General features: G+C 68.0%; 11 protein-coding genes. 6 read left to right on the top strand and 5 right to left on the bottom strand.

What is annotated here, in order from left to right; all coding sequences use genetic code 11:
• Nucleotides 1-5: 5 nt before the first annotated feature.
• Both glcF and RBR52_RS03115 read left to right on the top strand, forming a co-directional pair.
• On the top strand, nt 6-1,238 hold the full coding sequence (gene glcF, locus RBR52_RS03120) for a glycolate oxidase subunit GlcF (RefSeq protein ID WP_320375725.1): 1,233 nt from the start codon (nt 6-8) through the stop codon (nt 1,236-1,238).
• Between the two features lie 243 nt (nt 1,239-1,481).
• Nucleotides 1,482-2,612, top strand: a complete 1,131-nt coding sequence (locus RBR52_RS03115) for an ABC transporter substrate-binding protein (protein WP_320375724.1) — start codon at nt 1,482-1,484, stop codon at nt 2,610-2,612.
• A 17-nt stretch (nt 2,613-2,629) separates the two neighbouring features.
• Here the strand turns inward: RBR52_RS03115 and RBR52_RS03110 are convergent, their stop codons facing one another.
• Nucleotides 2,630-3,508, bottom strand: a complete 879-nt coding sequence (locus tag RBR52_RS03110) for a DMT family transporter (protein ID WP_413818286.1) — start codon at nt 3,506-3,508, stop codon at nt 2,630-2,632.
• A gap of 279 nt (nt 3,509-3,787) precedes the next feature.
• Between RBR52_RS03110 and RBR52_RS03105 the strand changes: the two genes are divergently transcribed.
• Complete coding sequence (locus tag RBR52_RS03105) at nt 3,788-6,784, top strand: EAL domain-containing protein (RefSeq protein WP_320375722.1); 2,997 nt, start codon at nt 3,788-3,790, stop codon at nt 6,782-6,784.
• Nucleotides 6,785-6,912: 128 nt separating this feature from the next.
• On the opposite strand, the gene RBR52_RS03100 is transcribed toward RBR52_RS03105, so the two are convergent.
• The gene (locus RBR52_RS03100; protein ID WP_320375721.1) at nt 6,913-7,728 is read right to left on the bottom strand and encodes a TlpA disulfide reductase family protein; all 816 of its coding nucleotides are present in this window, start codon (nt 7,726-7,728) and stop codon (nt 6,913-6,915) included.
• 12 nt (nt 7,729-7,740) lie between these two features.
• On the bottom strand, nt 7,741-9,069 hold the full coding sequence (lplT, locus tag RBR52_RS03095) for a lysophospholipid transporter LplT (protein WP_320375720.1): 1,329 nt from the start codon (nt 9,067-9,069) through the stop codon (nt 7,741-7,743).
• A gap of 365 nt (nt 9,070-9,434) precedes the next feature.
• Between lplT and alr the strand changes: the two genes are divergently transcribed.
• From alr to RBR52_RS03080, 3 genes are all read left to right on the top strand, one after another.
• A complete protein-coding gene (gene alr, locus RBR52_RS03090; RefSeq protein ID WP_320375719.1) occupies nt 9,435-10,538 on the top strand; it encodes an alanine racemase in 1,104 nt (367 codons plus the stop codon).
• A 2-nt stretch (nt 10,539-10,540) separates the two neighbouring features.
• Nucleotides 10,541-12,094: a DNA repair protein RadA gene (gene radA / locus RBR52_RS03085; RefSeq protein ID WP_320375718.1), complete on the top strand. Its 1,554-nt coding sequence runs from the start codon at nt 10,541-10,543 to the stop codon at nt 12,092-12,094.
• Between the two features lie 345 nt (nt 12,095-12,439).
• Complete coding sequence (locus RBR52_RS03080; RefSeq protein ID WP_320375717.1) at nt 12,440-12,841, top strand: desulfoferrodoxin family protein; 402 nt, start codon at nt 12,440-12,442, stop codon at nt 12,839-12,841.
• Nucleotides 12,842-12,936: 95 nt separating this feature from the next.
• Here RBR52_RS03080 and RBR52_RS03075 read toward each other — a convergent pair whose 3' ends face one another.
• Together RBR52_RS03075 and RBR52_RS03070 are read right to left on the bottom strand one after the other, a co-directional pair.
• Nucleotides 12,937-13,494: a hemerythrin domain-containing protein gene (locus RBR52_RS03075; protein ID WP_320375716.1), complete on the bottom strand. Its 558-nt coding sequence runs from the start codon at nt 13,492-13,494 to the stop codon at nt 12,937-12,939.
• A 7-nt stretch (nt 13,495-13,501) separates the two neighbouring features.
• Nucleotides 13,502-15,349 carry an ABC transporter ATP-binding protein/permease gene (locus tag RBR52_RS03070; RefSeq protein ID WP_320375715.1) on the bottom strand — a complete coding sequence of 616 codons (1,848 nt, stop codon included), beginning with the start codon at nt 15,347-15,349 and terminating at the stop codon, nt 13,502-13,504.
• Between the last annotated feature and the right edge of the window lie 83 nt (nt 15,350-15,432).

Below are 15,432 nucleotides of genomic sequence, written 5' to 3'. Positions count from 1 at the left end.
ACGCGATGGAAACCCATCTCAGCCCCGAATTCGCCAGCACGCCCGAGGGCCGGCAGGCCGAAGTCATTCTGCGCAACTGCGTGCACTGCGGCTTTTGCACCGCCACCTGCCCCACGTATCAATTGCTGGGCGACGAGCTCGACGGCCCGCGCGGCCGCATCTACCAGATCAAACAGGTGCTCGAAGGCGCCGCGCCCACGCGCAACACCCAGCTCCATCTCGACCGCTGCCTCACCTGCCGCAACTGCGAAACCACCTGCCCGTCCGGGGTGGAATACGGCCGCCTGGTGGACATCGGCCGCGCCGTGGTCGATGCCAGGGTGGAACGCCCCACGAGCGAAAAACTCGCCCGCTGGGCACTGCGCGAAGGCCTGACCTCCAGCCTGTTCGCCCCGGCCCTCAAACTCGGCCAAGTGCTGCGCCCGCTGGTGCCCGCCGCGCTGCGCGACAAGGTGCCGCCGCGGCAGCGTTCGGGCAAGCGCCCGCAGCGCGACCACGCCCGCAAGGTGCTGATGCTGGACGGTTGCGTGCAACCCGCGCTGATGCCCAATATCGGCGCGGCCACCGCCCGCGTGCTCGACGCCGTGGGCGTGCAGCCGCTGCTGGCCGATGGCGCAGGCTGCTGCGGCGCCATCCGCCAACATTTGAATGACCACGACGGCGCGCTGGCCGACATGAAGCGCAATGTCGATGCCTGGTGGCCGCTGGTGCAAAGCGGCGCGATCGAGGCCATCGTGATGGACGCCTCGGGCTGCGGCGCGATGGTCAAGGAGTACGGCCACCACCTGCTGCACGACCCCGCCTACGCCGAGCGTGCCCAGCGCATCAGCGCGCTGTGCCAGGACATCAGCGAGTACCTGCCGCAGTTCGCCGCATCACTCAAAACCTTGCTGAAGAACAGGCCTGTGGACCACCTCGCCTACCACCCGCCCTGCACCCTGCAGCACGCGCAACAGGTGCGCGGCGAGGCCGAGGCCCTGCTGCGCGAATTGGGCTTTACGGTCAAGCTGCCGCTGGAAAGCCATCTGTGCTGCGGCTCGGCCGGCACTTACTCGGTGCTGCAGCCCGAGCTGTCGAAAGCGCTGCGCAACCGCAAGCTGCAACATCTGGCCGAAACCGCGCCGCAGCGCATCGTCAGCAGCAATATCGGCTGCATCGGGCACCTGCAGACCGGCACCACCATTCCGGTGCAGCATTGGGTGGAACTGCTCGACGAGGCGCTGCACGGCAAGCCCTGAACGCCGTTGGATTTCCGCCTCTCCCTCGGTTGTCAGCTTCCGCCTTGTTGTGGACAATGCAAAAGTTCTGATTCAAACGCAGGGTCGGGGGGCCCTGCCTGCACAAAGCGGGCGCTGGATTGCACAGACCTGCCGTGCGTCAGCCGCACCATCCCCTGATGTCCGATCTTCCCGCCGTCCAGGCTGCAACCGGCCGCGACGACAGGCGTTTGCCGAGCTTGCCTTTTCTTTTTCGAGACCACGATGAAATTTCTCGCAACCCTGCTTGTGTGCCTGAGTCTGGTGGCCCCCGCGTTTGCGGCCACGCCGGGCGTGACCGACTCGCAAATCGTCATCGGCCAGTCGGCTCCGCTCACCGGGCCGGCGGCGCAGCTGGGCATCCGCCTGCGCATGGGCATCGAAGCGTATTTCAGGCAGGTCAATGCCGACGGCGGCGTGGCCGGGCGCAGCCTCAAGCTGGTCAGCCTCGACGACGGCTACGAGCCGCCGCGCACCGTCGCCAATACCAGGACCTTCATCGACGGCGGCGAGGTGTTCGCGCTGCTGGGCTACGTCGGCACGCCCACCACCCTGGCGGCCAAGCCGCTGATCGATCAGGCCGGCATCCCCCTCATCGGCCCGTTCACCGGCGCCATGGGCCTGCGCAACCCGGTCGATCCGTACATCTTCAACATCCGCGCCAGCTACGACGACGAAACCCGCAAGATCGTCGATCAGTTCCTGTTTCTCGGCCTGAAAAAGATCGCCGTGTTCTACCAGGACGACGCCTACGGCATGGCGGGCCTGACGGGCGTGCAAAAAGCCCTGGCCGCGCATGGCCTCAAGCCCGTGGCCACCGGCACGGTCAAGCGCAACACCGTGGACGTTGCCGCGGCGCTCGCCTCCATCCTGCCGGCCAAGCCCGACCTCATCGTCGAAGTGGGCACCTATACCGAAGTCGCCGCGTTCAATCGGCAGGCCATCGCCCAGGGCTACGGCGGCCAGTTCGCCAACGTGAGCTTCGTCGGCTCCGAGGCGCTGGCCAGGGCGCTCGGCCCGCAGGGCAACGGCGTCATCATCACCCAGGTCGTGCCCTTCCCCTTCTCCACCGTGACCCCGCTGGTGCGCGAGTACCAGGCCGCGATGACCGCCGCAGGGCACAGGGACGATTACGACTTCACCAGTCTGGAAGGCTATATCGACGCCAGGGTGCTGGTGCAGGCGCTGCACAAGGCGGGCAAGACGCTCACCCGCGCCAGCCTGATCGACGCGCTCAACGGCATGGGCAACGACAACCTCGGCGGCTTCATCGTGCGCTTCTCGCCCGACAACCACTCCGGCTCGGATTACGTGGACACCACCAGCATCACCGCCAGCGGCGGCTTCCGTCACTGACGCCCGCGCCGCGCCGGCTACGATCCGGCGTGCTTCCCGGCAGGACGGGCGGCCAGCAGGATCGCCAGCAGGATCAGCCCTCCCCCCGATAACACCTGCGCGCTCGGATGTTCGGCGCCGAGTAGCATGGCGCTGCCGCTGGCGAACACGATTTCCACCGTCATCACCACCGCCGTCAAGGAGGAAGGCAGCCGCTCGGCGCCGTACTGCAGCCCCAGATTGGCGAGCAGAAAAGCCAGCGCCATCAGCACCACGCCCGCCATCCACCCCGGTGCCGGCGCGGGCATCGGCGGGATGCCCCCGCTGGCCGTCAGCAGCGCGGCCACCCCACCCGCCACGATCGTCCCGCCGGCGAACATCGCCAGCCCGCGCGCCTCCGGCGGCGTGTGCCCGTATTTGCGCAGCAGCACATTGTTGAGCGCGAAAAACACGCCGCCGATCACCCCCAGCCAGTCCGCCGGATGTTGCGGCAGCGGCAGGCCGCCCTCTTTCGGCCACAACACCGCCATCGCCCCGGCCAGGGCCAGCGCCAGACGCAGGCCGACCCGCCGCGTCAGCCTCTCGTGCAGCAACCAGCGCGCCAGCAGCGCGGCCCAGATGGGCATGAGGTAGAACAGCAGCACCACCCGCACCACGTCGCCCTCGGTCACGCCCCAGTTGAACGCCGCGTTCGTCGCCCCCGAGGCGATGAGAATGCCCCACAGCGGCGGATTTCGCCACAGCGCCTCCAGCGCCGACGGCCGCGCCGCCACGATGAGGAGAGTGCTCACCGCGTACATCGCCGCGGTCGCCCACAGCGGGTTCAGGCCCAGGCCGTTGAGATGGCGGAACGGCCACCACGAGACGCCCCAGACGAAGGCATTGAGCATCAGGCCGCCGATGGCGGTCAATTTCATTCGGGATACAGGCATGGAAAATCGAGAGGCCGCGGGGTCGGATCGACAGGTTCTGCTCTTGCCAAACGCCGACCTGCGCAGATCAAGGTGCGCAGAATAGCGGGCCTGGCCGCCGCGCGATGCGTTCGGGGTGCGCGCCCTGCGCCCGCCACCGCGGATTTTCCGCACCCCATTCAGCCCCATTCATGCCTTATTCACGCCCGCATCGGGCGGCGTCATCGTAAAGTTGCGCCTATCCCAATCGGCGGGACATTGCCGCCCCACCCCAAATTCACCACCATGCAAGATCAGGCCTCGCCACTCTGGCTGCTCGACCTGCCAGGCAAAATGCTGCAGGGACTGGCCGAAGGCCGCCCCATCGCCGAGCTGGCGGCCCTGCTGTGCCGCCTGACCGAGCAAGTCGCACCGGGGCGCATCGCCAGCATTCTGCGGCTGGGCGAAGACGGGACGCTGCATCCGCTGGCCATCCCCAGCGCTGCGCCGGAACTGTCGAGCGCCCTTGACGGACTCAAGCCCGGGCCGCACGCTGGCTCATGCGGCAATGCGGTGCTGCTCGACGCGCCGACTTTCGTCGAAGACATTGCCGCAGACCCGCGCTGGGACGATCTGCGCGCGGTGGCCGAGCAATGGAAGCTGCGCTCGTGCTGGTCGTGGCCGGTGCGCGATGGCGAGCAGGTGATCGGCAGCTTCGCCCTCACCGGCCCGGCGCCCGGCGCGCCCGACGCCGAGGCGCTCAGACTGCTCGAATTCGTCGCCTCGCTGGTCGGCACCCTGTTGCGCATGGAACAGTTGCAGCGCGAGCGCCGCGCCGCGCAGGAGCGGCTGCAATGGCAGGCGCGGCACGACGCGCTCACCGGCCTGCCCAACCGCTACGCGCTCGACGAATGGCTGCCGCAGCGGCTGGCGCAGGCGCAGCAGCGCGGCGAAGCGGTGGCCGTGGGCCTGCTCGATCTGGACGACTTCAAGGCCCTCAACGACCAACTCGGCCATGCCGCGGGCGACGACGCGCTCAGGAACGTCGCCGCGCAGCTCGGCGATGCGCTCGGCGGCGACGATCTGCTGGTGCGCACCGGCGGCGATGAGTTCGTGCTGGTGCTGTGCGGCCTGTCCGACCCGGCGGATCTGGAACGCTGGCTGCAGGCGCTGGACGCGCTGCTGCCGCTGGCCGTGCCGCTGGCCGACGGCAGCAGCGCCGATCTGGGACTGAGCCTGGGGCTGGCGCTGTATCCGGCCGACGGGCTCGACCCCGACACCCTGCTGCGCCATGCCGACGCCGCGCTGCTCCGTGTCAAGCGTCTCAAGCGCACCCGCGCGCGCTGGTGGCTGCGCTGGGGGCAGGAGACCGAGGCCGACGACGACTTCGACACCGCCGCCATGTCCCCTTACGGCCCGCAGGCCCAAGCGCTGCTGCGCCAGATCGCCGCCCACGCCCAGACTGCGGCGGAAGATTTCACCGATGCCTTCTATGCGCAACTGAGGCACGATACGCAGGCGCGCTCGCTGCTCGACCACCTCACCGGGGACGAATTCGCCCACCTCAAGTCGCGGCAGGCCGAGCATTTCCAACGCCTGCTCGATCCCCGACTGAGCGAGGCCGAGCACCTGGAAAAAGCCAACCGCATCGGCGCAATCCACGCGCTGGTCGGCGTCCCCGCCCGGCTGCTGGTGCAGGCCACCGGGCAATACCTGCAAACGCTGACCGACCTGAGTCAGGAATTCCCCCTGCGTGCGCATGACCGCCGCCGTCTGACGTATCTGCTGAGCGCGCGCCTGCGCCTGGAACTGCAGGCCGAGATCGAAGCGGCGCAGGCGCTGCGCGAGCGCTTCCAGCAATGCGTCATCGATCTGGAAAACGCCGCTCTGGACGGTGCGGCCTGGAGCGAGTTCATGCAGCAGGCGCTCGACCGGCTCGCCGCGCTGCCCGGCATGCGGGCGGCCTTCATCGGCGCGCCCGACGCCAACGGCGAATTCGTCATCGAGATCTCCTCCGGCTTCGCGCCCTACGCCCGCGCGATGCGCAAGCACTACGGCAGCCTGAAAACGCCCAAACTGCAGAGCGCCCGCGCCGAGAGCATCGGCCCCACGGCGCGCGCCTGGCAGACCGAGCAGATCTGCACCGTGGCGAATTTCGGCCTCGACCCGGCAGGCGTGCCCTGGCGCGAGGCGGCGCTCGAGGCCGGCATCCGCAGCGTCGCGTCGGTTCCTCTGACCGATCGCAATGGCCGCGTGGTGGTCGTGCTCAATCTGTACGGCGGCTACCCGGCCATGTTCGAGCGCAGCGCGGCGCGCAGTTTTCTCGACAACCTCGGCCAGACCCTGAACCGCGCCTGGCAACGCCTGCATGCGCCCACGCGGCAGCAGCCCGTGCCGGTAGCGCTGCGCCAGCGCTGGCGCAGCAGCCTGTTCGACCACGGCCTGGAGATGCACCTGCAGCCGGTGGTCGATCTGCAGACCGGCCAGCCCTATGCCGTCGAGGCGCTGGCGCGTCTGCGCATGGATGACGGCAGCCTCGCCATGCCGGGGCAGTTCCTGCCCTGGTTCGGCCACGCCGAACTCTCAAGACTGTTTTACGGCGGGCTGCAGCAAACCCTGGCGCATCTGGCGCGCTGGGATACGGCGGACCTGCGATTGAACCTGAGCCTGAACCTGCCGCTCGACGTGCTGCTGCAGGAAAGCTGCCGCCACCGCGTCGAATCGGCGCTGCGCCAGGCCGGTGTCGCCGCCGAGCGCCTGTCGCTCGAAATGCTGGAAAGCGCCGAGTTCGACGACCCGCAGCGACGCGACGATGCGGTGCGCGACCTGGCCGCCACCGGGGTGCAGCTGGTGATGGACGATCTGGGCAGCGGCTATTCCAGCCTGCTGCGCCTGCGCACCCTGCCCTTCCACACCGTCAAGATCGATCAGGGTCTGGTGCGCGAAGCCGGGCGCGATCCCGAACAGGCCATCGGCTTCATCGGCGCGCTGGTGCAACTGGCGCAAAGCCTGGGGCTGTGGGTGGTGGTCGAAGGGCTGGAAACGCCCGATCTGGTCGAGGCCGCCACCCTGCTGGGCGCCGATGCCGGTCAGGGCTATGCGCTGGCACGGCCCATGCCCGCAGCCGATGTGGCCCACTGGGTGCGAGACTTCCGCTGCCCGGTCGATCTGCGCCAGCCCATCACCCGCCTGGGGCGCATGGCGCAAGAGTGGATGGCGCAGCACGGCAGCCGGCTCGCCGACGAATCGGCGCGCCAGTTGCTGCGCAGCGCGCGACGCCAGGCGCTGAACGCCCGCACCTGATGGCTGGCAGCCCACGACCCTCGAGCCCTATCCCCATCCCAGCCCTCACCACAAGTGGGGAGGGAGCAAAACCACAGCGCCTCCCCCGCTTGCGAGGGAGGTTGGAAGGGAGAGAGCCGCCCGCAGTGTCAGTCTCCGCTTGACTTGTTCAGTGCCGCGATGCCCTGCTGCAGAGTCGCAGCCGAGAGTTCACCGATGTGCACGCGCTGCACCCGGCCGTCGGCGGCGATGAACAGCGTGGTCGGCAGGCCGGGAGACTGATACGCCGCCAGCAGGCGGCTGCCCGGATCGAGCAGCACGCCGGGATCGCCCAGCCGTTCACGTTGCAGATACGCCGCCACGCGCTGCGCGGTCTCGCCCTCGTTGACCAGCACGATGCGCGCCCCGGTCTGCTGCTGCGCCGCCCGGATCAGCAAGGGCAACTCGCGGCGGCAAGGCGGGCACCAGGTGGCCCAGAGATTGACCACCAGCGGCCGACCGCGCAGGCTGGCCAGAGCCACCGGACGGCCCTGCAGCGTTTGCAGCGTCAGATCGGGCAAAGGCGGGCGCGCGGGCTGCAACAGCGCCAGAGCGCCCATGCCGGCCAGCACGATGGCGGCTCCGGCGCTGGCGCTCAACGGCAGGCTCAGCCGCAGCGCCGGGCGCCGCCAGGCCCACAACCCCACCCCGGCCGCCGCCGCGGCCCAGCCCGCCCAGGAGTCGAAGCCGCGGTCGCGGATGTCGATCATCGTCAGCACGCTGGCATAGTCTGCACGGTGCCGCGCCACGAACACGGCGCGCGCCACGGCCAGCGCAAAAATGAGCAGCGGCAGCAGCGCGGGCTCGGCATTGCCGCGCCCGGCCTTCCGCGCTGCCCCGGCCACCCACACCGCCACGGCATAGCCCAGCACCAGCAGCAGCGGCGCCCAGGGCAGGACGATGGGGCCGAGGCGCAAGGCGTCCATCGCTCTAACGCATCAGTGCGCGGCGCCGCCGTGGCGCGGCTCGCCGATCAACTGCGTCCAGTCGCGCTCGCGCTGGTTGCGGCGGTGCCAGAGAATGACCAGGAACATGCTGACGGCAACGAACAGGCCGAACAGCGCGATCACCCACGGCACCGGCAGATTCAGCCGGATCAGCAGGGCATAGAACAGCAGCATGAGCAGCACGCTGACGTTCTCGTTGAAGTTCTGCACCGCGATGGAATGCCCGGCCGACAGCAGCACATAGCCGCGGTGTTGCAGCAGCGCATTCATCGGCACGACGAAATAGCCCGCCAACATGCCCATGAACACCATGAAGCCATAGGCGATGACCATGTAGAGCGGCAGTTGCAAGGCCCAGAAATGCAGATGCACGTCGGGCAGCAGATCGCGGTTGAAAAATGCCAGCGCCACCGTGGTCAGCCCCATGCCCACGCCCAGCGGCAGCACGCTCAGGCTTTTTTTCAGCGGCACGCGCACCGCGGCGCCGATCGCCCCGGCGGCCACGCCCAGCGCCACGGCCGCCTGCATCACGGCAGCCTGGGTGAGATCGAGCCCCAGCGCGTGTTCCGCCCACTTGAGCACGATGAACTGCAGCGTCGCCCCCGCGCCCCAGAACAGGGTGGTGACCGCCATCGAGATCTGCCCCAGCCTGTCGGTCCACAGCACCCGGGTGCAATGCGCAAAATCCACCAGCAGCGCGAACAGCCGGGCTTTCTGCTTGTCGTAACGCGCGCCGGTGTCGGGTATGCGCAGATTGCACAGAGCCGCCGCCAGATACACCAGGATGATGATCAGAATCGCCGCCTCGGGCGTGGTGTCGATGCCGGCAGTCGTCAGCCCGGGCAGCCCCAGCAGAAAATTCGAGGCCGCCTGGCTGACCAGAAAGCCCCCCAGCACCGTGCCGAGAATGATCGAGCCGACCGTCGTGCCCTCGATCCAGCCATTGGCCGCGACCAGTTGCTGCGGCGGCAGCAGCTCGGTGAGGATGCCGTACTTGGCGGGCGAATAGGCCGCCGCCCCCAGGCCGACCACGCCATACGCCAGCAGCGGATGCACCGTCAACAACATCAGCACCAGCCCCGCCACCTTCACCAGATTGGTGATGAACATCACCTTCCATTTCAGGATGGCGTCGGCAAACGCGCCCACGAAGGGCGCGAGCACCACATAAGAAATGGTGAAAAAGAACTTGAGCAGCGGCGTCATCCAGTCGGGCGACTGCATCTGCACCAGCAGGGCGATGGCGGCGATGAGCAGCGCGTTGTCGGCCAGCGAAGAAAAAAACTGCGCCGCCATGATCCAGTAAAAGCCTTTTTTCATCGCTTGGCTGCCCGCGATGCGGGGGGCTGTGTCATGTCGTGGGGCGCAAACAAGGTCGGAAGGAGCGAGCAAGAAATTAGCGACAGGCCTTCAGGCCTGTCGGTCCAATGTGTTTTGGAAGGGGTTTGCATCCCCTCCCAAAACGGTCACCGAAACCTCGGCCTTCAGGCCGAGGTCTGCGGCTGCCACCGCCCTGAAGGGCGGGGTTTCAAACCGAAGTCAATTCTACGATGAATGAGGCGTACTGGCACGCGGCGGCGCGGCGGGCTGCTTCGGCGCCGGCCCGCAGGCTGCGGCGGTTTATAGCACAGGGGCCACGGAGTCATTTGCGACAATGGGCGTCAAACTCCTCCACACGAGCCGCCATGCCCCGCCCGATTTCCGCCGTGATCCACACGGCCGCGCTCTCCCGCAACCTCGCCCGCATCCGCCGGGCCACGCCCCGCAGCAAGGTCTGGGCCGTGGTCAAGGCCAACGCCTATGGCCACGGCATCGACCGCGCCTATGGCGCGCTGCGCACCGCCGACGGCTTCGCCCTGCTCGATCTGGCCGAGGCCGAGAAGGTGCGCGCGCTGGGCTGGGTCGGCCCCATTCTGCTGCTCGAAGGCTGTTTCGCCCCGGAGGACCTCGCGCTGTGCGAGCGCCTCAACCTCTGGCATGTGGTGCATTGCCGCGAACAGATCGACTGGCTGGCGGTGCACCGCGGCAGCCGCACGCACCGCGTGTTCCTCAAGATGAATACGGGCATGAACCGCGTGGGCTTCGCGCCCGAGGCCTATGCCTCCGCCTGGGCGCGGCTGAATGCGCTGCCGCAGGTCGGCGAAATCACCCATATGACGCACTTCGCCTGCGCCGACGAAGCGGGCGGCGTGAACCCAGCCCTGGCGCGCTTCGCCCGCGGCGTGGGCGATCTGCCGGGTGAGCGCACCCTGGCCAATTCCGCTGCGGTGCTGATGCACGGTGCCGACCCGCGCGTGGCCGCCGACTGGGTGCGCCCCGGTATCGCGCTCTACGGCAGCTCGCCCACGGGCCTCGCGCCCGATGCGGCACACTGGGGGCTGCAGGCGGCGATGAGTCTGCGCAGCGAGCTGATCGACATCCAGCACATCGCCGCGGGCGAATCGGTGGGCTACGGCGGGCGCTTCACCGCATCGCGGCCCATGCGCATCGGCGTGGTCGCCTGCGGCTACGCCGACGGCTATCCGCGCGTCGCTCCGAACGGCACGCCCATCGTGGTCGACGGGGTTCGCACGCAGTTGGTCGGCCGCGTGTCGATGGACATGATCACCGTCGATCTCGAACCCGTTTTCGCCGCAGGCGGCCAGCCCATGATCGGCAGCCCCGTGCTGCTGTGGGGACAGGACGCGCAGGCCGAACTCTCGATCGACGAAGTCGCGGCTGCGGCGGGCACACTCGGCTACGAGCTGATGTGCGCCCTGGCCGCGCGCGTGCCCGTCCGGGTAGAGTGAACATGGCCAAACCCCAAACCGTCTACGTCTGCTCCGAATGCGGCGGCAAGTCCGCCAAGTGGCAGGGCCAATGCCCGCACTGTCAGGCTTGGAACACCCTGGTCGAGACCGTCGAGCGCAGCGTCGATGCCGCCCGCCCCGGCGCACGTCACGGCGCCGCGGCAGCGCAGTTCGCCGGGCGCGGCGGTCTCACTGCGGCCAGCGGCCCGGTGCTGCTCACCGAGGTGCAGGCCGAGCGCCACGCGCACCGCAGCAGCGGCATCGACGAACTCGACCGCGTGCTCGGCGGCGGCCTCGTGCCCGGCGGCGTGTTGCTGCTCGGCGGCGATCCGGGCATCGGCAAGTCCACCCTGCTGCTGCAGGTGCTGGCCCATCTGTCGGCGGAGCTGCCGGTGCTCTATATCAGCGGCGAGGAGTCCGCCGCGCAGGTCGCGCTGCGTGCCCAGCGCCTCGGCCTGAAAGACGCCCCGGTGCGGCTCATGGCCGAAACGCAGTTGGAAGTCATGCTCGACGAACTGGCAACCGGGCCGCCCCAAGGCGGGCATCCCCCCACCCAACCCCCAAGCGGGGGAGGGGATGCGAAGACGCGGATCGCCCCCCTCTCCCCCCGGGAGAGGGTTGGGGTGAGGGTAACGGGCCGGGCTGGGGAGGCGGTTCCAGGCGCCCCGCCCTACGCCATCGCCGTGATCGACTCCATCCAGACCGTTTACACCGAAGCCCTGTCGTCGGCGCCCGGGTCGGTGTCGCAGGTGCGCGAATGCGCGGCGCAGCTCACCCGCGCCGCCAAGGCGGGGGGATTCACCCTGGTGCTCGTCGGCCACGTGACCAAGGAGGGGGCGCTTGCCGGCCCGCGAGTGCTCGAGCACATGGTCGATACCGTGCTCTATTTCGAGGGCGACACCCAGTCGCGCTTTCGGCTGATCCGCGCCATCAAGAACCGCTTCGGCGCGGTGAATGAACTGGGCGTGTTCGCCATGACCGAGCACGGACTCAAGGGCGTATCCAACCCTTCGGCCATTTTCCTCTCCACCCATGCCGAGCCGGTGCCCGGCGCCTGCGTGCTCGCCACGCTGGAGGGCACCCGCCCGCTGCTGGTGGAAGTGCAGGCGCTGGTGGACAGCGCCGCCGCCCCGAGTCCCCGTCGCCTGTCGGTGGGCCTGGACGCGGCCCGGCTGGCCATGCTGCTGGCCGTGCTGCACCGCCATGCGGGCGTGGCCAGCGGCGATCAGGACGTGTTCGTCAACGCCGTGGGCGGCGTGCGCATCACCGAGCCCGCGGCCGACCTGGCCGTGCTGCTGGCCATCCAAAGCTCCTTGCGCAACCGCCCGCTGCCGCGCGGCCTGCTGGCATTTGGCGAAGTGGGTCTGGCCGGCGAAATCCGCCCTGCCCCGCGCGGGCAGGAGCGCCTGCGCGAAGCCGCCAAGCTGGGATTTTCCGCCGCCATCATCCCCGCCGCCAATGCCCCCAAGGGGGCCAGCAGACAGTTCGAAGGCCTGGCGCTGCACCCGGTCTCGCGCATCGACGAGGCGCTGGACGTGGTGCGGGGCCTGGATTGAGCGGACTGCACAATCGCCTTGGACAGAACAGGGTTGTTACGACGGGTTACGTGGCACGCTTGCCAGCGGTTTATTTTCTAGGAGCCTGTCGGACTTGGGGCGTCGATAGCGAAAAACGGCCCCGGCGAGGACAGTTTTTGCCGATTTCGCCGGGCAATAGTCGAACTATTGCCCAAGACCAGCCCGCAGGGCGCAGGACGCCACGAAGTGGCGGTCCCGAGCGCAGCGAGGGATGGGCCAGAGGCCCACAAAACGGTGAAAAATGGACCGGCGAGGCCGTTTTGCAGCCGACGATCCTCAAGTCCGACAGGCTCCTAGGCTATTCGTTCCCTGTTGGAGTACGCCATGCAACGCAGAACCTTTGTTTCGACCACGCTGGTCGGCGCCGCCGCCGCGCTGACCCTGCCCTCGATGGCGCAGGCCGCGCCGGGCGAAGAGTGGACCAATGTGGTGTTCACCGAAGACGACCCCGGCCATTGGAAAGAGGTCGTACAGCTCCATGTGCCGCTGGTGAAAATAGAGGGCAGCAAGATGACCGTCACCACGCCGCATCCGATGAGCGAAGCGCACTACATCGTCAGCCACACGGTCGTGCTCGAGGGCGGCAAATTCCTCGGCCGCAAGACGTTCAACTGGAAAGACAAGCCCGTATCCGAACACACGCTGCCCGAGGGCTATCAAGGTGCAGTCACAGTGACCAGCACCTGTAATCTGCATGACTGGTGGGTGAAGTCGGTCAAAGCCTGATTCACACGGCTGTTCGGCCGACCCCGGATGGGGCTGGGCGCCGTTCCCAGCGGTGCGGCCATTTTTCGCACGGGTTCGATGGCCCGATTGATGGCCTATTCCAAGGGCCAGCGCACCCCACGGCGGGCCGCCATGTCCTGGCCCATGGCCGAGATTTGCGCGGCGCTCATGCGCGCTTGAGCCGCGGGAAAGATCTGCGTGTTTTCGATGTCGATATGCGCGGCGTGCAGGGCGTCGAAGCGTTGCGCCGCCTCGGTGACGGACGCCTGTGCGGGCAGCGCCTGCGCGGCTTTGACCTGCAGCAGCCAGACGCGCAGTTCGGCCCAGAGCCCGGCCAGCGCGCGGTGATCGCTCTCCAACTTCTCCAATACCGCGTCATTTCCTTCCCACTTCGGCCCCGACGCCTCAGCGCGCAGCACGGGAAACACGTGCAATTCCTCGTCCTCATGGTGCAGCGGCGCCGCCACCTCGAAGTAGCGCAACACTTTGTCGGCCGCCTGCTGCGCCTGCGCGTCCGCGCCTTGCTGCCTGACGTGATCGATCAGCCGCAACAGCAGGGCGTCCATGCGGGTGATGCGGGCATGGCAGCCGCGCAGCAGTTCGAAGGGCTGGTCGAACCCGGCGGCGCTCAGATCGTCAGAGAGCAGCATCATCGTCTCATCACGATGCAAAGGCCGGCGAGCCCGACGCCGCCTCGTCGCCCAGCGCGGCCTGGCGCGCACTCTCGGCGTCGCGTCTTGCCATGCGCGCCGGGCCTAGACCGGCAGGATCGGCCTCGACCGCATAGATCTGCCGATGGAACTCGATCACCCCCACGCGGTGCGCCACGCTCACCAGCGTAGTGTCGGGCAAGCGCTGCTGCAAAAGCGCGTACATGGCGCGCTCGGTCGGCGCATCGAGCGCGCTGGTGGCCTCGTCCATGAACAGCCAGTCCGGGGCGATGAGCAGCGCGCGGGCCACCGCCAGACGCTGCTGCTCGCCGGGGGAGAGCCGCTGCATCCAGGTGTCGGTCTGCTCCAGCGCGGCCTCCAGATAGGGCACGCGCGCAAGCTGCAGCGCCTCGCTGATCCGCGCGGCGCCGAAGTCGTCCGGGTTTTGCGGATAGGTCAGCGCCTGCTTGAGCGTGCCCAGCGGCAGATACGGTTTTTGCGGCAGGAACAGGGTGCGGCCCGAGGGTGCATGCGCATGCGCCGTATTGAGCGCATACGGCCAGATGCCCGCCAGCCAGCGCACCAGCGTGCTCTTGCCGCTGCCCGACGGCCCGGTGAACAGGGTGTGCTGGCCGCGGCTGATGTGTTCGCCCGCGCATTGCAGCAGCGGCCGCCCATCGGGTGTCAGCAGCAGCAGATCGCCCAGCGCCACCGACTCGCGCGCGCTGCGCAGCGGCACCACGCCCGCCGAGTCGATGCCTGGACCTGCGGGAACTGGCGGCGTCGGGCTGGGCGGGTGTTGCCTGGCTTCGTTCATGGCCTCGACAAAAGTCTGCAAACGCTCGACCGTGGCGCGCCAGTCGGCGATGCTGGTGTACGCGCCGATGAACCACGACAGCGCCCCCTGCACCTGGCCGAAGGCCTGCGCCGTCTGCGTCAGCCCACCCAGTTGAATCTGCCCGGCGAAATAGCGCGGTGCGGCCACCAGAATGGGGAAGATGATGGCCAGTTGGCCGTAGAACGCGCTGTACCAGGTGAACAGCTTCTGCCGCCTCATGATGCCCCACCAGTTGCTCCACACATTGGAGAAACGGTCGCGGTGCCCGGCGAGTTCGCGCTGCTCGCCGTTGTACAGCGCGATGCCTTCGTCATGCTCGCGCGTGCGCGCCAGGCCGAAGCGGAAATCCGCCTCGTAGCGCTGCTGGTAGAAGTTGAGCCGGATCAGCGGCCTGCCCACCCAGTGCGCCAGCACGCTGCCCACCCCGGCATACAGAATCGCCACCCACACCATATAGCCGGGGATGGTGACGCCCAGCAGCGTGACCGCGCCCGACAGCATCCACAGCATGACCAGAAAGGAGAACAGCGTGACCAGCGAGGAGACGAAGCCGAAAAACAGATTCAGGCTGCCGTTGATGAACCCGCCAATGTCGTCGGCGATGCGCTGATCGGGGTTGTCGGTGTTGCCCTGCCGCAGCGACATACGGTAATGCGTGCCGCCGGAGAGCCAGTCCTTGAGAAACACCTCGGTCATCCAGCGCCGCCAGTTGATCTGCAGCATCTGCAAAAAATACTGCGAATACACCGCCAGGGCGATGTAGAGAAAGGCGTAGCCGGTGAAGATCAGCAGCAACTGCTTGAAGGCGGCGAAATTCTTCGCTTGCAGGGCGTTGAAAAACTCGCCGTTCCACTGCGTGAGCTTCACATTCACCCACACCAGCGCCAGATTCATCGCCAGCACCAGCAGCAGCAGGCCCCAGCCCTTTTTCTTTTCTTCCGACACCAGATAGGGTTTGGCGAGCGAATAGAAATGCTTGAGCGCGAAGCGATAAGACTGTGGAGAGGCTTGATGCGGCATGAGGCAAACGGCTCCTGAAAACACATGGGCTGAGGCATTGTGCCTGCGAGGGCGCAGCCGTTGTCACAGTACGGACATGGCGC

Source organism: Thiomonas sp. (assembly GCF_034007205.1).
Lineage (GTDB): Bacteria > Pseudomonadota > Gammaproteobacteria > Burkholderiales > Burkholderiaceae_C > Thiomonas.
This window is presented reverse-complemented; position numbering and strand designations above follow the sequence as displayed.